This window comes from Cupriavidus gilardii, assembly GCF_013347325.1.
Taxonomy (GTDB): Bacteria; Pseudomonadota; Gammaproteobacteria; order Burkholderiales; family Burkholderiaceae; genus Cupriavidus; species Cupriavidus gilardii.
In genome coordinates this window covers 1,876,988-1,894,538 of record NZ_CP054624.1, presented here as the reverse complement: position 1 = coordinate 1,894,538, position 17,551 = coordinate 1,876,988, and the positions used below count along the sequence as shown (strand labels likewise).

The following is a 17,551-nucleotide window of genomic DNA, read 5'->3' as shown; positions in this document are numbered from 1 at the left end:
ACACGATGACGACACTGAAGATCGACGGCCAGCGGCTGTGGGATTCGCTGATGGCGCTGGCGCGCATCGGCGCGACGCCCAGGGGAGGCAACGCGCGGCTGGCGCTGACCGAGCTGGACGGTCAGGGGCGCGACCTGGTGACCGGCTGGATGCGCGAGGCCGGCCTGACCGTGACGGTAGACAAGGTCGGCAATATCTTTGGCCGACGCGCAGGCCGCAACGACGCGCTGCCACCGGTGATGACCGGCAGCCATATCGACACGCAGCCGACCGGCGGCAAGTTCGACGGGTGTTTCGGCGTGCTGGCCGGGCTGGAGGTGATATGCACGCTCAACGATCGCGGCATCCAGACCGAGGCCCCGCTCGAGGTGGCGATCTGGACCAACGAGGAAGGCACGCGCTTCGTGCCGGTGATGATGGGCTCCGGCGTGTTCGCCGGCATCTTCCCGTTGCAGACGGCGCTGGACGCTACCGACCGCGACGGCAAGCGGGTCGAGGACGAATTGCGGGCGATCGGCTATGCCGGCAGCGCCGAGGTCGGAGGCCGCAGGGTCGGCGCCTATTTCGAGGCGCATATCGAGCAAGGCCCGATCCTCGAGGCCGCGGACAACGTGATCGGCGTGGTAACCGGCTCGCTGGGCCTGCGCTGGTACGACGTGACGGTGACCGGCATGGAAGCCCATGCCGGCCCCACGCCGATGCCGCTGCGGCGCGATGCGCTGTATGGCGCCACCTTCCTGATGCAGGAAGTCGTGCGCATCGCCAACGATTTCGCGCCGCACGGCCGCGGCACCGTCGGCGTGGTCCATGCCCATCCGGCCTCGCGCAACGTGATTCCCGGCGCCGTGACGTTCACGGTGGACCTGCGCCACGAGGATGCGGCCCGGCTGGCCGAGATGGATGCGCGCTTTCGCGCGGCTTGCGCGTCGCTGGCCGCCGGTACCACCACGGGCACGGCACTGGAGGTCGATGTGCGTGACGTGCAGTATTTCCCGCCGACGCCGTTCGCCGCGGAGCTGATCGCCGACGTGCGCAACGAAGCCGAGGCGCGTGGCTATCGCCATCAGGACATCGTCACCGGCGCTGGCCATGACGCGGTCTACATGGCCAGCGTCGCGCCGACGGCGATGATCTTCGTGCCCTGCAAGGACGGCATCAGCCACAACGAGATCGAGGACGCCAGGCCGGAGCATCTGGAGGCGGGAGCCAACGTGCTGCTCGGCGCGATGGTGGCGCGGGCGGGCACGTGAGCGCCGCCGCGCCGGTCCCCGGCAACGGCGCCGGCTGGTGGCGCGGGGGCCTGCTGTTCCTGTGCGTGGTGATGTTGTTCGCCACCGTCGATGCGACCGCCAAGCACCTGGTGGGGCGTTATCCGGCGCCCTTCCTCAATGCGGTGCGTTATGCGGCCACCTGCACCGTTGCCATCGCGATGCTGGCGAACGCGGGCCGCCTGCGCTTCTGGCGCACGCCCCATCGCGGCTTGCTGGTGTTGCGGGGCCTGATGCTGGCGGTCATGGGTACCTGCTTCATGACCGCGCTGCTGTGGATGCCGCTGGCAGAAGCGACGGCGATCTATTTCATGGCGCCGCTGGTCGTGGTGGCGCTGTCGCCGTGGTTGCTGGCCGAGCGCGTCGGCGCGCGTCAGTGGCTGGCGGTGGCAACGGGATTCGCCGGCATGCTGTTGATCGTGCGCCCCGGCGGCCAGTTGTCGTGGATCGGCACGGCGCTGATGGTGGCGGCGATGCTCGGCTACGCGCTGCTGCAACTGCTGACCCGGCGCATGGCCGGCAAGGTCGATGCGACGGTGCAGTACGGCTTCGCGGCGATCATCTGCATGATCGCCACCGGCTTGCCGGCGCCGTTCTTCCTGCCGGCGGTGTGGCCGGACCTGGTCGACTGGCTGACGATCCTCGCCATGGGCTTCATGAGCGCGCTGGCCCAGGTGCTGCTGATCCTGGCGCTGCAGCGGGCCCCGGCTTCCACGCTGGCGCCGCTGAACTATTGCCATCTGCTGCTCGCGCTGGTCTACAGCGCCTGGTGGTTCGGCCGCTGGCCGGATGCGATGGCAATGGGCGGCATTGCGCTGATCGTCGCCGCCGGGCTGTCATTGACGCTGCCGGGGCGACCCGCGGCAGCGGCGGTTTCTCCTTCCTCAATTGATTCGAGGCAACCTTCATGAGCGAGCTTCACGACCCGGCTTGTTGGCGCCAACGCGCGCAGTCGATCGTCCCGAACCTGCGCGGACAGGCCTATATCGACGGCCGATGGACCGACGCCGCCGATGGCGCCACCTTCGACAGCGTCGATCCGGCCACCGGCAACGTGCTGGCGAAGGTGGCGGCATGCGGCGACGCCGATGTGGACCGCGCGGTCGCCGCGGCCCGCAGGGCCTTCGAGCAGGGCGCCTGGGCCGCCATGCCGCGGCGCGAGCGCAAGGCCACGCTGCTGCGGCTGGCGGCGCTGATCGATGCGCATCGCGAGGAACTGGCGCTGCTCGAAACGCTGGACATGGGCAAGCCGATTGCCGACACGTTGCTGTACGACATCCCCGAATCGGCGCGCACCTACGCGTGGTACGCCGAAGCGATCGACAAGATCTACGACGAGATCGCGCCGACCGATGCCAACGTGCTGGCCACCATCACGCGCGAGCCGCTGGGCGTGGTCGCGGCCGTGGTGCCGTGGAACTATCCGCTGCTGATGGCAAGCTGGAAGGTCGCGCCCGCGCTGGCCGCCGGCAACAGCGTGGTGCTCAAGCCCGCCGAGCAGTCGCCCCTGAGCGCGCTGCGCCTGGCCGCACTCGCCGAGGAGGCCGGCATTCCGGCCGGCGTGTTCAACGTGGTGCCGGGACTGGGCGCCCAGGCGGGGCAGGCACTGGGCCGGCATCCCGACGTGGATTGCATTGCGTTTACCGGCTCGACCGCCACAGGCAAGCGCTTCATGGAGTATGCGGGCCAGTCGAACCTGAAGCGGGTCTGGCTCGAATGCGGCGGCAAGTCGCCGCACATCGTCTTCGACGATTGCCCGGACCTGGACCGCGCGGCGCAGGCCGCCGCGATCGGCATCTTCAACAACCAGGGCGAGATCTGCATCGCCGGCTCGCGTCTCTACGTGCAGCGCGGCATCTACGACGCGTTCATGACGAAGCTCGAGGCCTGCGCCGCCAACATGCAGCCCGGCGATCCGCTCGACCCGGCGTCCGCGATGGGCGCGATCGTCGATGCGCGCCAGCTCGATCGCGTGATGTCGTATGTGGCGGCGGGCCAGCGCGAAGGGGCACGGTTGAGGCTGGGCGGCCAACGCGTACGGGCGGAAACCGGCGGCTACTTCCTGCAGCCGACGATCTTCGAGTGTCCGGCGCAATCGCTGTCGATCGTGCGCGAGGAAATTTTCGGGCCGGTGCTGGCGGTCACCGTGTTCGACACCGAGGAAGAGGCGCTGCGCATGGCCAACGATTCGCCCTATGGTCTCGGCTCCGGCCTGTGGACGGCCAACCTGGCCCGCGCGCATCGCGTGTCGCGCCAGCTGCGGGCGGGGCTGGTTTGGGTCAACTGCTATATGGACGGCGATATCACGGTGCCGTTCGGCGGCGTCAAGCAGTCGGGCTCGGGGCGAGACAAATCTCTGCATGCGCTCGACAAGTACACCGACCTGAAGACGACCTGGATCAGCCTGACGTAGTGGCGATTGCCCCTGGGCGGTGAGCCCGCATCGACCGGATTGGTGCACCGTGTTGCAACAAGGGGACTGGCGTCATGCCGATGGCGCCGGCGGGAGACGTGCGTCCGCATCCGGTGGTTTTCGGCGTATTTCGCACGGTTTTCCGCGGGCACGGCAGTTGCGATGGACTGCGCGTCGCCAGCCGCTGCGCCGGCGCATCCCCTTCGCTCAAAAAGGTCTGTCGATGCCACTACGTTCCCGTCTTCTTCGCGCTTGCCTTGCCGTCGCCGCGCCGGCCATCCTTGCCGCATCGTCGTGGAGCCATGCCGATTCTGCATGGCCCAGGCAGCCGGTCAAGATTGTGGTGCCGTTCAACCCCGGTGCCGCTACCGACCTGATCACGCGCCAGCTGGGTCAGGCCCTGGCCAGAGAGTACGGCCAGAGCTTCGTGATCGAGAACAAGCCGGGAGCCGCCGCGATGATCGGCAGCGAAGCGGTGGCCCGCGCGCCGGGCGACGGCTATACGCTGCTGATGTCGGGCCCCGCCTCGATGGTGACCAACCGCTTTCTCTACAAGAAGTTGAGCTACGACCCGGATGCCTTCGAGAAGGTGGCGGTGGTGGCCTATACGCCGAATATCCTGCTGTCGCATCCGTCGCTGCCGTTCAGCACGCTGTCCGACATGGTGGCCTACGCCAAGGCCAATCCGGGCAAGCTGACCTATGCGTCGTTCGGCGCGGGCACCACCTCGCACATGGCCGGCGAAATGCTCAAGGCGATGGCCGGCATCGACATCGTGCATGTGCCGTACAAGGGCGCGGGGGAAGCGATTCCGGCCCTGCTGTCGGGTCAGGTGTCGATGTACTTCGACACCATCATGACGGGGCTGCCCTACGTCAAGGCCGGGAAACTCCGGGCGCTCGGCGTGTCGAACGCCAAACGCTCGGCGATGGCGCCCGATGTGCCGACCATCGCGGAGCAGGGCTATCCCGGCTATGACATCGCGCCGTGGTACGGCATCGTCGCGCCCAAGGGAACGCCGGCGGACATCGTGGGCAAGCTCAATGCCTCGATCAACCGGCATCTGCTGGACCCTGCCTTCCGCGACAAGCTGGCCGCGACGGGCGCCGAGCCGCGCGGCGGCAGCGTGGCCGATTTCCGCGCGATGGTCGATGCGGAGATTCCGCGTACCGAGAAGCTGGTCAGGCAGTCGGGGCTGACGCTGCAGTAAGGCACCGCGTTGCCGCCAGCGGCTTCAGGCGCGTCGCGCCATCCAGGCTCCCCAAAACAGGCTCGAGAAGAACGGCTCGGGCTTCTCGAAGCCGGCATCGGTCAGCAAGGTGGCGACGGCCTCGTCGGATTCCGGCGGATCCGCGCCCTGCAGGATCTTGCCCTGCTTGATGCGGACCTCTTCCTCGCTGGCGCCATTCATGCGCCAGCGCTGCGCCCACGCGGCCATCAGCACCGGCCGCGACGCATAGGTGTAGCGGTTGCCGGCAAGGACCAGCGGCGCGCCCGGCTTCAGGCGCTGGGCAATGTCGCGGAGAATCGCCTGCTTGGCGGCGTCGCCCGGCAAGTGGTGCAGCACCCCGACCAGCGTCGCGGCGTCGAAGCGGACCTCGTCCGGCAGGTCGGCGACCACGCCAAGCACCGGCTCGGTACGCCCCAACAGGCCGGCCTCGCGGATTCGGGCCAGCGAGAGCTCCAGCATCGGCTGCGAGGGATCGACCGCGACGAAGCGCCAGTTCGGCTCGAGCGCGCCAGCGACCACGATCTCGTTGCCGGTACCGCCGGCGCCCGCCACCAGCACGGTGGCGCTCGACCCGGGGCCAAGCGCGGCGGTCAGCATGCAGGCGGCCAGTTCATGGCAGGCGTCGTAGCCGGCGAGCGCGATCCGGCTCTGTTTCTCGTATTCGGCAGCGCGCAAGGGATCGAATTTGGCGGCGGTGTCGGCAGTCATCGTTCTTGTTCCTGTATTGCGATCGGCCAAGTCTGGCATAAGATCGATCATCCTTTCGGACAAAGAGATGATCGAAATGCCGGTGCGCGAAGCAAAACATGATCGGTTGGCTGCCTTCCTGCGGGCGTTCGGCCTGCGGGCCGTCGCGAGCGCCGATGCGGGGAGAGGTGGGGCGCTCGCCATGCTGTATGTCATCGGCGATGCCGACGATCCCGACGGCGGTATCGGCGTTCCCACGCATCTCGTGTTCCGTGCCTCGGGCGGAACGCCTTGCCATGCCGGTGGCGCGGTTCTGGCCGCGGCGGCCGTGGATTTCGGCGGCGCCGCCAATCCCCTGGTCGGGGCCTTGCCGGACGAACTGGTGTTCCCGCTGGCCGAGCGCCCGGGGATGCGGGGCCTGGCGGAGCTGTTCGTCGCCGAGGTCGAGGACTGCAGATGCGGCAGTCCGACCGTCAAGGACCGGCTTTGCGAAATCATCGTGGTGCTCGCGCTGCGCCGTGCGATCGCGATGGGCACCGTCAATGCGGGCCTGCTGGCCGGCCTGGCGCACCCCAGGCTCCATCCATGCCTGGTCGCCATGCATGACGAGCCAGCGCGGCCGTGGCGCACCGACGATCTGGCTCGTATCGCCGGCATGTCGCGCAGCCATTTCGTCGCGCAGTTCGCCCGGACGGTCGGCACCACGCCGGCCGATTATCTGACTTCGTGGCGCCTGGCGTTCGGCAGGGCCCAGCTCGCCATGGGACACAGCGTCAAGGCGGTCGCCAGCCGAGCCGGATTCGGCAGCGCCGCCGCGTTTTCGCGCGCCTTTTCCCGTCAGTACGGGTATGCGCCGGTCACCGTCAAGGCAAGCGCGCAGGCCGACTGAACGCGTCCCCGGTTCCGATGCCGCGCCGTGATTCGTCAATGTCAGAGGAACCATGTCCCTCCGTTGACCCATGCGCGCTCTTCTTGTCCGGCTGCACCGCTGGTTCGGCCTTGCCGCCGCCATCTGCTGATTTCGGCGATGGGGCTGGTGGTGGCGATGCTGTGCGTAACGGGCGTGGCGCTCTGGGCCCGCAAGCGGGCAGGGCGTCGCGCCGCAGCAGGGATGCGGCAGGCCCGCTCGACGCCGGCCGTGGAGCTGGGCGCCTGAGCCGATCAGCACTTGTCTAGCGCGGCGCCGCAGTGGCCCGCCGGCGGGCACGCGCTGCCAGCCCGCCGCCGAGCGACCAGCGCAGCGTGGGCGCCAATACCCGCATGCCGGCCAGCGACAGCGGGCGCCGCAGCGCGCTGGCGCTGGCGCCCGCCAGCCCGAGCTCGCGCCGCACCCAGTGCGGCAGCAGCGCGATGCCGGCATCGGCCATGATCCGTACCGCGGGCACCAGCAGCGGATTGGCCACCGGCATCTGCATCACCAGCCGCACGACCTCATGGGTCCGCTCGGTCACCAGCAATTGCGGTCGCATCTTCCGCAGGTACGCCGCGATCTGGTCGCGCGAACGCGGCACTTCGGTGGCGCCCAGCAGTTCGGCGACCAGCGCCACCTCGTCGTAATAGCGATCCTGCTCGGCGGCGGACAGCGGACGGACATAGCGCAGATAGGCGGCGAGGAAGCTGGAGACCTCGGCCACGTGGACCCAGGTCAGCAGTTCGGGATCGCTGGCCGCATAGGCGCGGCCGTCGGGCGCGGTGCCGGTGACGCCAGTGTGGATGCGGCGCACCCGTTCGATCAGGCGCATCGCGTCGGCGCGGTTGCCATAGGTGGTGCCGGCAATGAACTGGGCCGTGCGGCCCAACCGCCCCTGCATGTCGGTACGGAAGCTGGAGTGATCCCAGACCCCGGCCAGCGCCAGCGGGTGCATCGTCTGCATCAGCAGCGCGCTGACGCCGCCGGCCAGCATCGCGGGAAAGTCGCCATGCACGCGCCAGCAGACCGCATCGGGCCCGAACAGGCCCGGATCGCCGGGGGGATTGTCGTAGTCCAGCGTCAGGCCGGAGTTGCTGCGGGTCAGCGCGCGAACATGCGCGCCGGCCTGTTCGCGCACGCGGCGGACCACACCGCCCGGGCGCGTTGCCGCGGCGTTCAGCCCTTGCCTGCTTCCTTCACTGCCCTTCATGCCTGCCTGATCTCGTACCGCCTTCGGTGAAAGGCCAACTCGCCTGAATCGGCCTGAATCAGCCTGAAAATCAGCCTCCTGAATCAGCCTAATAGTAACGAAGGTCGGTGGCCTTGCCCCAGAACACGCGATACGCGTAGATCGTGTAGCCGAGGATGGTGGGCAGCACGATGACCGCGCCGATCAGGATCACCGCCAGCGATTCCGGCGCGCTGGCGGCCTGCCAGATGTCGAGCTGGTCGACTACCAGGTAGGGGAACAGGCTATAGGCCAGGCCGTTGAACGCCATCAGGAAGATCACCGCGGTGCCGACGAAGGGTACCCAGGCCAGGCGGTCGTTCCCCGCCCTCTGCAGCGGGCCCATCCGCCGCAGCAGCCGGTCGATCACCACGAACAGCGCGATCGTGATCAGCGGAATCGGCGCCAGCAGGATGATGTTCGGCAGCGAGAACCACTTGTCGAAGATCCGCTCGCTGACCAGTGGCGTCACCACCGAGATGGCGGCCACGCCCACGCCGGTCAGCCACAGGCTGCGCCGGGCCCAGTAGATTGCCCGCGCCTGCAGGCTGCCGGTGGTCTTCATGATCAGCCAGCTGGCGCCGAGCAGGCAGTAGCCCGCGACCAGGCACAGGCCGACCACCACCGCGAACAGCAGGTCGAGCCAGCCGTACTCGAAGCCGGTGATATAGAGGCCGAGCATCAGCCCCTGCGAAAACGAGGCCAGCAGCGAGCCACCGTAGAAGGCCCAGTTCCACCACGGCTTGTGGTGGGCGCGCGCCTTGACGCGGAAGTCGAAGGCCACGCCGCGCAGGATCAGGCCGGCCAGCATCAGCGCGACCGGCAGGTACAGATTGGTCAGGATCACGCCGTGCGCCATCGGGAAGGCCGTCAGCAGCAGGCCGACGCCGAGCACGAGCCACGTTTCGTTGGCATCCCAGAAGGGTCCGATCGACGCGATCATCGTGTCCTTGTCGGCATCGTCGGCGCGCCGCAGCAGCACGCCGACGCCGAGATCGTAGCCGTCCAGGATCACGTAGATCAGCATCGACAGCCCCATCAGGGCCAGGAAGACCAGCGGCATCCAGCCGGCGGGTTGGGACAGGTCGGTCATTGCGCGCTCCGTGGCTTGCCGCCGATGACGGGTTGAGGGGTTTCGATTTCCGGCTCGTCGATGGCCGGATCGGTGCCGGCGCGGCGGGCCAGATAGAACACCACCGAGACATAGGCCGCGATCAGCAGCAGGTACAGCGACAGGTACATCAGCAGGGTCGAGCCGACCATCGTAGCCGGCACCTTCGAGGCAGCCTCCGCGGTGGTCAGCACGCCGTAGACCAGGTAGGGCTGGCGGCCGATCTCGGTGACATACCAGCCGGCGACCAGCGCGACCCAGCCGGAGAAGGTCATTGCCAGCAGCATGCGGGCCACGCCCCTGGACGGCTCGCCGCGCCGCTTGAACTGCCAGGCCGCCAGCCAGGAGACCAGCAGCATCAGCATGCCGACGCCGACCATGATGCGGAAGGCGAAGAACACCGGCGCCACGGGCGGATGCTTGCCGGGGAACGCGTCGATGCCCTTGACCTCGCCGTCGAAGGTGTGGGTCAGGTAGAAGGACGCCAGCTTCGGGATCGAGATTTCCCAGTCGGTGCTCTGGGTCACCGCATTGGGCCAGCCGAACAGCACGGCCGGGACGCTGGTGCCCGTGGTCCAGATGCCTTCCATCGCCGCGATCTTGGCCGGCTGGTGTTCCAGCGTATTGAGGCCATGCAGGTCGCCGACGACGATCTGCAGCGGGATCAGCACCGCCGCGACCATCACGCCGGTGCGCATGGTCGAGCGGACCTCGGGCGAGCGGTCGTTGCGCAGCCAGCGGTAGGCCGAGATGCCGGCCAGCAGGAACGACACCGTCAGGCCCGAGGCGATCAGCATATGGGTCAGGCGGAACGGGAACGATGGGTTGAAGATCACCTGCAGCCAGCTGACCACGTGGGCCTTGCCGTCGATCATCTCGAAGCCGGCGGGCGTCTGCATCCACGAGTTCAGCGCCAGGATCCAGAACGCCGACAGCGTGGTGCCGCCGGCGACCAGCAGCGTGGCGATGGTATGAGTGCGATTGCTGACCCGGCGCATGCCGAACAGCATGATGCCGAGGAAGGTCGCTTCCAGGAAGAACGCGGTCAGCACCTCGTAGGCGAGCAGCGGTCCGGCGATGTTGCCGACCGTCTCCATATAGCCCGGCCAGTTGGTGCCGAACTGAAAGCTCATCGTGATGCCGCTGACCACGCCCAGCGCGAAGGTCAGCGCGAACACCTTGACCCAGAAGCGGTAGGCCGCCATCCAGCGTTCGTCGCCCGTCTTGCCGTAGCGCAGCTTGAAGAACAGCAGCACCCAGCCGAGCGCGATGCTGATGGTGGGGAACAGGATGTGGAAGGTGATATTGGCGGCGAACTGGATCCGCGCCAGCAGGATCGGGTCGAGCGACGACAACATGGGGCACTACTCCTTCTTGGTGCGAGCCGGCTTGCGCTTGCCTTCGGCGGGTTTGCCGCCGACGGCCCCGGATAGCTTGTCCTTCACTTCCAGCAGCTTAGTCACGCGGGAGCCCAGTCGCATCAATTTTTCCAAAGTGGCGATATCAAGCTTTTGCATATCGTTGAACCAGCCCGTCACCAGCAGGATCAGCTCGTACATCTCCTGCATGCGCCGCTGGGCATGCTTGTCGTCGGGATCGGACGGCGTTTCGAGCTGAACTTCCCGCAACATCGACAAAGTCGGGTCGATCTACCGGCGGCGGCGTTCTTCGGCCAGGGTCCGGAAAATGGCCCAGACATCGTCCGGGGCCGAGAAGTACTCGCGCCGGTCGCCCGGCTGGTGCGAAAGCCGTACCAGGTTCCACGACTCCAGTTCCTTCAGCCCGATGCTGACGTTGGAGCGTGAGAAACCGAGCGACTCGGCAATCTCGTCGGCATTGAGCGGGCGCGCCGCGGTAAACAGCAGCGCGTAGATCTGGCCGACGGTGCGGTTGATGCCCCAGCGGCTTCCCATTTCGCCGAAATGCAGAACGAAGCGCTGGACCAGGGGCGACAGTTGCATGTTTGTATGTTTTGAATTTTCAGTAATTTCTGAAAGTTTAGAACGGAACGTCGATGCTGGGCAAGCGAGGCCGCGGGAGTGCGACCGGGTGTCGCAGTCGTTGCCGAACCGCGTGCCGCAGCCGGGTGCCCCGGCCGGTTGCCGAGCCGCCAGGCCACCTCACGGTAAAATGCGATAACGATTCTCGTTTATTGATAGCAGTGTGAGCACAATGGACCCCCGTCCCAGCATCCTGATCGTCGACGATCACAAGGACATACGTGATCCCTTGTCGACTTACATCAGGCGCTTCGATTTTGACGTAGAGGCCGTGGCCGACGGCAAGGCGATGCGCCAGCGGCTCGAAGCGCGCCGTTACAGCCTGATCATCCTGGACATCATGCTGCCCGGCGAGGACGGGCTGTCGCTGTGCCGTTACGTGTCCGAGCATGTGGGAACGCCGGTGATCCTGTTGACCGCGATGACGGAGCAGGCCGACCGGATCGCCGGTCTGGAGATCGGCGCGGCGGACTATGTGGTCAAGCCCTTCGATCCGCGCGAGCTGGTGGCTCGCATCCGCAGCGTGCTGCGACGCAACCGCGTGCCGGAGGCGCGCGACGCGAGCGATGCGCCCGCGCCCCGGGAATACCGTTTCACGTTCTGCGGCTGGACCTTCGATACGAGGACGCGGGCGCTGCGCAATCCCAGCGACGAGGAGGTCCCGCTCAGCACCGCCGAATTTCATCTGCTGCGGGCGCTGGTCGAGAACGCCAACCGCGTGCTGAGCCGCAGCCAGCTGCTCGACATGACGCAGCGCTCGGGCACGATGACGTTCGACCGCAGCATCGACAGTCAGGTCAGCCGCCTGCGCAAGAAGCTCGAACCCGATCCGCGGCATCCCGGCATGCTGAAGACGGTGCGCGGCGACGGCTATCTGCTGGCGACCAAGGTGTCGGTGCTGCCCTCATGAAATGGTTCCCGCGCAGCCTGTCGGGCCAGCTCGTGGCCCTGTGGCTGCTGGCGATGCTGGCCGCCCATGTGTTCGCCGTGGTCGCGCTGTCGTGGTGGCGCGCCGACAATGTCACGCTGCATCCGTTGTCGGTGCGGACCATCGAGACGCGGATCCTTTCGGCCTACCGGCTGGCCAGCCGATCCGCCGATGCCGATGCCTTGCTCGCGGACATCAGCCTGCCGGATTCGACGTTCGGCCTGGCCGCGCACGCCTTGCCGGACCCGTACGGGATGGGCGAGCAGGAGCGGGCGATCGCGCAGCGCCTGCGCGGCCTGCTCGACGTGGCGGACAACGTACCGGTCCACGTGCGCCTGCAGCAGGCCGAACCCGAGCGGGGCGGCCAACGCGGCGGCAACTGGCTGGAACAGGCGTTCAGCAGAACCCACGCGCTGGCGCTGGACGTCGAGGTCCAGCTGCCCAATGGACGCTGGCTGCGCAGCCGGCACTGGCCGACGATGGTGCCGGCACACTGGTCGCGCGTGCTCAGTTTCTCGCTGCTGGTCGGCATGCTGCCGACGGCACTGATCGCGCTGCTGTTCGGGCGGCGGATTATGCGTCCGCTGCGGTTGCTGACCGAGGCCTCGAAGCGCGTCAGCCGCGGCGAGCGGGTCATCCTGCCCGCACCGGACGGGCTCAGCGGCGTGCGCGAGATTACCCGCGCATTCAACGACATGCAGGAGAGCCTGGCTCGCTTCGTCAACGGGCGGACCCAGATGTTCGCGGCCATCGGGCATGACTTGCGCACGCCGCTGACCTCGCTGCGGATCCGGGCCGAGCTGATCGATGACGGCGAGCTGCGCGACGCGATGGTCAAGACGCTGGACGACATGAGCGTGATGGTCGAAGGCGCGCTGCAGTTCGCGCGCGACGATGCGCTGCAGGAGCCGACCCAGGACGTCCGCTTCGATGAACTGATCCAGGAAATCGTCGATCAGCAGACGATCCAGGGGCGCGCGGTGCGCTGCGTAACGCGGCCCGATCCGGGCCTGTTCTATCGTTGCCGCCCCGTCCATCTGAAGCGCGGGCTGAGCAACATCATCGACAATGCCGCGCGCTACGGCGAGGTCGGCATTCGCGTGGTGGCCGACAAGATCGGGCACACGCTTCGCATCGAGGTCGACGACAAGGGGCCGGGCATCGACCCCGAGCATCTGGAGCGGGTGTTCGAGCCGTTCACGCGGCTTGACTCCGCGCGCAGCGCCGATACCGGCGGGCTTGGCCTGGGCCTGGCCATCGCCCGTTCGTGCATCCGCGCCCACGGCGGCGACGTCACGCTGCACAACCGTGCCGAAGGCGGCCTGCGGGCCTTGATCGAGCTGCCGAACTGAGGCGGCAGTCACCAGGGGCGCCCGCCCTCGGGCCCGCCAGGGGCCAATTGTGGCGAATTGTGTCAATTCGTCCGTGCCGCCATCGTTCGCCACAAATCAACAAACGCCGGCAACATCAAATGGTAATGATTCGCATTTTGATTGTTGCTGAATGCCTGCCGTTGCGGCAGCGCCGAAATGCAGTGTTCACCTCTTTGACGGGGAGGGTGCGCATGGTTTCCAGCGGAGGCTCGGCAGCGTCATGTCCGTTGTCCTTCTCTGGAGTCCTCCGTGCAGCAAAGAAAAATAGCGAACGCCATCCGTCTGTTGGTTTCAGGCGCATCCGCGGGTCTGGTGATTTCGGTGTCGACGATCCCGCTCGCCGCCCACGCGCAGGCGGGCGCTGGTGAGGACGCGGCCGGCCGACGCGCCGGCACCGGCGGCAACGTGCTGCCCCAGGTGACGGTCTCCGGCGACGCGATCCAGAACACCAATGACGCGCCGCTTGGCATCTCGCGCCTGCCGGAAACGGTTCGGGAAACGCCGAAGACGATCAACGTGGTGCCGCAGGAGGTCATCGAGCAGCAGCACGCCACTTCGCTCGAACAGATCCTGAAGAACGTGCCCGGCATCACGATCTCGACCGGCGAGGGCAACGGCGGCCAGAACGGCGATCAGTTCCGCATTCGCGGCCTGTCCGCCAAGGGCGACATCTATGTCGACGGTCTGCGCGATTTCGGCGCCTACAAGCGCGATGCATTCAATACGGAAAGCGTCGAGGTGATCAAGGGACCGTCCGGCGAAAGCTTCGGCGTCGGCAACGTCGGTGGCCTGATCAACCAGACCACCAAGAAGGCGAACCTGCATACCAGCACCAGCATCGATCAGGGCTTTGCCACCGAAGACACCTACCGCACCACCGTCGACAGCAACTTCCGCCTGAACGACACGTCGGCGCTACGCATCAACGGCATGTTCCAGAACGGCCGCGTGGCCGACCGCGCCCACGTCGGCGACGACCGCCGCGGCCTGGCGATCGATTTCGGCACGGGCCTGGGTACCAGCACCGAATGGCACCTGAACTATTCGTACCTGCGCCGCACCGGCGCGCCGGACTTCGGCGTGCCCGTCGCGCAGGGCGCCGATGGCATCTACCGTCCGCTGACCGAGTACGGCGTGCCGGGCATCTCGTCGTCGACCTCGTACGTGCGCAATACCGACCGCGACCGGACCGATGCGCACGTGGTGTCGTCCAACTTCAAGACGAAGCTCGACAACGGCATCACGATCAGCAACGACACCCGCTTCAGCTACTACGAGCGCGACTTCTCGGCGACCAATCCCGCCGGCATCAATGCCGCCAACCTGCAGCGGCTGCTGGCCGGGCAGAACGTCGCGCTGTCATACGGCGCCGGCGGCGGCATGACCTATCTGCAGCGCGGCTGGGGTGTCCAGAACGTGCTGAGCGCCCGTGGCGAGTTCATGACCGGCAGCCTGCGCCACAAGGCGATGGTCGGCCTCGACACGATCTACCAGCGCGACCATCGCAGCCTGGGCACGTGGACCGGCCGCAACAACAACCAGACCGTCGTCAATCCGGTGTTCGACAACAGCCCGAACGCGACGGTCGCGTACGGCAACACGCGCGACGCCAATGCGACCAATGTCGGCGTGTTCATGAACGACCGCGTCTGGCTCAACGACAAGTTCTCGCTGCTGGGCAGCCTGCGCTGGGACTACTTCCAGAGCGAATTCTCGACCAGCGCCTCGACGCTGGGCGGCAAGGCGGACTCGAAGAAGCTGAGCCCGTCGATCAGCGCGATCTGGGAGCCGACCAGGGACGCGATGTTCTACACGTCGTTCTCGCGCACCTACCGCCCGGTGGGCACCGATATCGCGGTGGCGGTCGGCGGCGTGGCTTCGGAAGTGCCGCAGAACGGCGTCGGCAACGAGCCCGAGCGTTCGGACACCATCGAGGTCGGTGCCAAGGTGGACTTCCTCGACAAGCGTCTGGGCCTGACCGGCGCGATCTTCCAGACGAAGAAGGCCAACGCCTACACGGTCGATCCGGTGACCGGCGACATCACCAACGGCTTCTCCGATTCGGGCGAGGGCCGCAAGATCCGCGGCGTCGAGGTGGGCTTGAGCGGCCGCATCGTCGGCGGCTGGACCGCCAATGTCGCCTATGCCTACCTGAGCGGCGAGGTGACCTCGGCCACCAACGGCGCCATCGTCGGCAATGCGGCGCCGGGCGTGTCGCGCCACAACGTCACGCTGTGGACCGCCTATGACATCCCGCACACGCTGCTTCCCGTGCCGGGCAAGCTGACCATCGGCGGCGGCCTGCAGTACGCCACCGGTTATTGGGCCGATTCGGCGAACACCGCGAAGATGCCGGACAACTTCTCGCTGGACGCGATGATCGCGTACAAGGTCGGCAAGTACCGGATCTCGCTGAACGGCTACAACCTGACGGACCATCTGAACTATCAGTCCTCGTTCGGCGCCGTGCGCGCGGTGCCCACCTCGCGCAGGACGTTCCTGCTGAACGTCGGCATGACGTTCTAAGCGGAGACGAAGGGGCCGGCTGTCTGCGGCCCCTTCGGCTTTCCGGGAAGCCGCTAGAATCGGGGCTTCCGCCGCACCGCCTTTCCTCCCGCCAACGCTGCCATGCTGGTCCAGATCCCCGACGTCCTGACCCCCGAAGAAATCCGGTACTGCCGGCAACGCCTCGAGCGCTCGCAATGGGTCGATGGACGCGTGACCGCCGGCGACCTGGCGGCGCAATCGAAGCACAACCTGCAGATTCCGGTCGACAGCGCCGAGGCGCGCGAGCTGGGCGAGCTGGTGTTGACCGCATTGGGCCGCAACCCCACCTATCATTCGGCCGCGCTGCCGCTGCGCGTGATGCCGCCGATGTTCAATCGCTACGACAGCGCGATGAACTTCGGCACGCACGTGGACAACGCGATCCGCACCGTTCCGGGAACGGGCGGCATGCGCATTCGCGCGGATGTCTCCAGCACGCTGTTCCTGTCCGATCCCGATGAGTACGAAGGCGGCGAGCTGGTGATCCAGGACCTCTACGGTTCGCACACCGTCAAGCTGCCGGCTGGCCATCTGGTCGTCTATCCCGCCTCGTCGTTGCACGCGGTCACGCCGGTCACCAGCGGGACGCGCTGGGCTTCGTTCTTCTGGGCGCAGTCGATGGTCAAGGACGACGGCCAGCGGCGCATGCTGTACGAGCTCGATCTCGCGATCATCGAGATCCGCAAGCAGCTGGGCGATGACAAGGACGCGGTGCTGGCCCTCGTCAATCACTATCACAACCTGCTGCGGCGCTGGGCCGAGCTGTGACGCGCTGGCAGATCCCCGCGGATACCGTCTCGCTGCGCGATTACGAGCGGCGCTTCCACGAACGGGTGGAGCCGGGCGTGCGCGCCTATGTCGCGGGCGCCGCCGCCGACGGCATCACGCAGCACGAGAACGGCGCCGCGTTCGAGCGGCTGCGGCTGATGCCGAGCGCGCTGGTCGACATGTCGCACGCCTCGGCACGGCGAACGCTGTTCGGCGAGGCGCTCGACTACCCGATCCTGATCGCGCCGACGGCCTTCCATCGGCTGGTGCATCCGGACGGCGAACTGGCGACGGTGCAGGCCGCATCGCTGACGCGCACGTGGATGACGGTCAGCACGCAGGCCAGCGTCACGCTCGAGGCGATTGCGCGGGCCTCGACGGTGCCGCTGTGGTTCCAGCTGTATTTCCAGCCGCGGCCGCAGGATACGGGCGATCTGGTGCGCCGGGCCGAACAGGCCGGATACAGGGCCATCGTCGTGACCATCGATGCCGTCGTCAGCGGCATCCGCAATATCGAGCAGCGCGCGGGCTTCTGCCTGCCGGACGATGTCGGGGCCGTCAATCTGGCGGGCTATGCGCTGGCCGAACCGGTCAACGCCAGCAACGGCAGCCCCGTCTTCCGCGGCATGCTGAAGAGCGCGCCGACATGGCGGGACATCGAGGCGCTGTGCCGGCAGACCTCGCTGCCGGTGCTGGTCAAGGGTCTGCTCAACCCGCGGGATGTCGAGCCGGCCCTGAGCGCCGGGGTTGCCGGCATCGTCGTCTCGAACCATGGCGGCCGTACGCTGGACACGGTGCCGGCGACGATCGATTGCCTTCCGGCCATCGCCGCGCAAGTCCGGGGCAGGGTGCCCCTGCTGCTGGATGGCGGCATTCGGCGCGGCACGGATATCGTCAAGGCGATCGCCCTGGGCGCGACGGCGGTGATGGTCGGTCAACCGGTGCTCCATGCCCTGGCGGTGGGCGGCATGCCGGGCGTCGCGCATATGCTGACGTTGCTGCAGGCCGAGCTCGAAGTCGCGATGGCGCTGACGGGCCGGGCCACGCTGGACGCGATCGATGCATCCGTGCTGGCGCCGCGCTAATG

Annotated in this window: 14 protein-coding genes and 1 pseudogene; 10 read left to right on the top strand and 5 right to left on the bottom strand. The window is 67.4% G+C overall.

Annotated features, from left to right (window positions below; genetic code table 11):
• Nucleotides 1-5: 5 nt before the first annotated feature.
• From FOB47_RS08570 to FOB47_RS08555, 4 genes are all read left to right on the top strand, one after another.
• Nucleotides 6-1,250 (top strand): Zn-dependent hydrolase, encoded by a 1,245-nt coding sequence (locus FOB47_RS08570; protein WP_174780608.1) that lies wholly within the window; start codon nt 6-8, stop codon nt 1,248-1,250.
• A complete protein-coding gene (locus FOB47_RS08565; RefSeq protein WP_174780607.1) occupies nt 1,247-2,179 on the top strand; it encodes a DMT family transporter in 933 nt (310 codons plus the stop codon). Before FOB47_RS08570 ends, FOB47_RS08565 begins: the two co-directional genes overlap by 4 nt.
• Nucleotides 2,176-3,681, top strand: coding sequence for an aldehyde dehydrogenase (locus tag FOB47_RS08560; RefSeq protein WP_174780606.1), 1,506 nt, complete (start codon nt 2,176-2,178; stop codon nt 3,679-3,681). The genes FOB47_RS08565 and FOB47_RS08560 overlap by 4 nt, the downstream gene beginning before the upstream one ends.
• 223 nt (nt 3,682-3,904) lie before the next feature.
• Nucleotides 3,905-4,891, top strand: coding sequence for a Bug family tripartite tricarboxylate transporter substrate binding protein (locus FOB47_RS08555; RefSeq protein ID WP_053823486.1), 987 nt, complete (start codon nt 3,905-3,907; stop codon nt 4,889-4,891).
• Nucleotides 4,892-4,915: 24 nt separating this feature from the next.
• Here FOB47_RS08555 and FOB47_RS08550 read toward each other — a convergent pair whose 3' ends face one another.
• Nucleotides 4,916-5,620 carry a class I SAM-dependent methyltransferase gene (locus FOB47_RS08550; protein WP_174780605.1) on the bottom strand — a complete coding sequence of 235 codons (705 nt, stop codon included), beginning with the start codon at nt 5,618-5,620 and terminating at the stop codon, nt 4,916-4,918.
• Nucleotides 5,621-5,687: 67 nt separating this feature from the next.
• Here FOB47_RS08550 and FOB47_RS08545 point away from each other — a divergent pair, with 67 nt between their 5' ends.
• Entirely contained in the window at nt 5,688-6,488 is an 801-nt protein-coding gene (locus FOB47_RS08545) for a helix-turn-helix transcriptional regulator (protein WP_174780604.1), read from the top strand.
• A gap of 283 nt (nt 6,489-6,771) precedes the next feature.
• Here the strand turns inward: FOB47_RS08545 and FOB47_RS08540 are convergent, their stop codons facing one another.
• The 4 genes and pseudogenes from FOB47_RS08540 to FOB47_RS08525 all read right to left on the bottom strand — a co-directional run bounded on the left by FOB47_RS08540 (nt 6,772) and on the right by FOB47_RS08525 (nt 10,809).
• Complete coding sequence (locus FOB47_RS08540) at nt 6,772-7,719, bottom strand: oxygenase MpaB family protein (RefSeq protein WP_174780603.1); 948 nt, start codon at nt 7,717-7,719, stop codon at nt 6,772-6,774.
• An 88-nt stretch (nt 7,720-7,807) separates the two neighbouring features.
• Nucleotides 7,808-8,830 carry a cytochrome d ubiquinol oxidase subunit II gene (locus tag FOB47_RS08535; RefSeq protein ID WP_174780602.1) on the bottom strand — a complete coding sequence of 341 codons (1,023 nt, stop codon included), beginning with the start codon at nt 8,828-8,830 and terminating at the stop codon, nt 7,808-7,810.
• The gene (locus FOB47_RS08530) at nt 8,827-10,206 is read right to left on the bottom strand and encodes a cytochrome ubiquinol oxidase subunit I (RefSeq protein ID WP_174780601.1); all 1,380 of its coding nucleotides are present in this window, start codon (nt 10,204-10,206) and stop codon (nt 8,827-8,829) included. Before FOB47_RS08530 ends, FOB47_RS08535 begins: the two co-directional genes overlap by 4 nt.
• 6 nt (nt 10,207-10,212) lie before the next feature.
• Nucleotides 10,213-10,809 (bottom strand): annotated as a pseudogene (locus FOB47_RS08525) (GbsR/MarR family transcriptional regulator).
• Nucleotides 10,810-11,020: 211 nt separating this feature from the next.
• On the opposite strand from FOB47_RS08525, the gene FOB47_RS08520 reads away from it, so the two are divergent.
• From FOB47_RS08520 to FOB47_RS08500, 5 genes are all read left to right on the top strand, one after another.
• Nucleotides 11,021-11,758, top strand: a complete 738-nt coding sequence (locus FOB47_RS08520) for a response regulator (RefSeq protein WP_174780600.1) — start codon at nt 11,021-11,023, stop codon at nt 11,756-11,758.
• Nucleotides 11,755-13,128, top strand: coding sequence for an ATP-binding protein (locus FOB47_RS08515; protein ID WP_174780599.1), 1,374 nt, complete (start codon nt 11,755-11,757; stop codon nt 13,126-13,128). The genes FOB47_RS08520 and FOB47_RS08515 overlap by 4 nt, the downstream gene beginning before the upstream one ends.
• Before the next feature lie 342 nt (nt 13,129-13,470).
• Complete coding sequence (locus tag FOB47_RS08510) at nt 13,471-15,675, top strand: TonB-dependent receptor (RefSeq protein WP_244959205.1); 2,205 nt, start codon at nt 13,471-13,473, stop codon at nt 15,673-15,675.
• A gap of 102 nt (nt 15,676-15,777) precedes the next feature.
• Complete coding sequence (locus tag FOB47_RS08505) at nt 15,778-16,464, top strand: Fe2+-dependent dioxygenase (RefSeq protein WP_053823494.1); 687 nt, start codon at nt 15,778-15,780, stop codon at nt 16,462-16,464.
• The gene (locus FOB47_RS08500) at nt 16,461-17,549 is read left to right on the top strand and encodes an alpha-hydroxy acid oxidase (RefSeq protein ID WP_174780597.1); all 1,089 of its coding nucleotides are present in this window, start codon (nt 16,461-16,463) and stop codon (nt 17,547-17,549) included. The genes FOB47_RS08505 and FOB47_RS08500 overlap by 4 nt, the downstream gene beginning before the upstream one ends.
• Nucleotides 17,550-17,551: the final 2 nt, after the last annotated feature.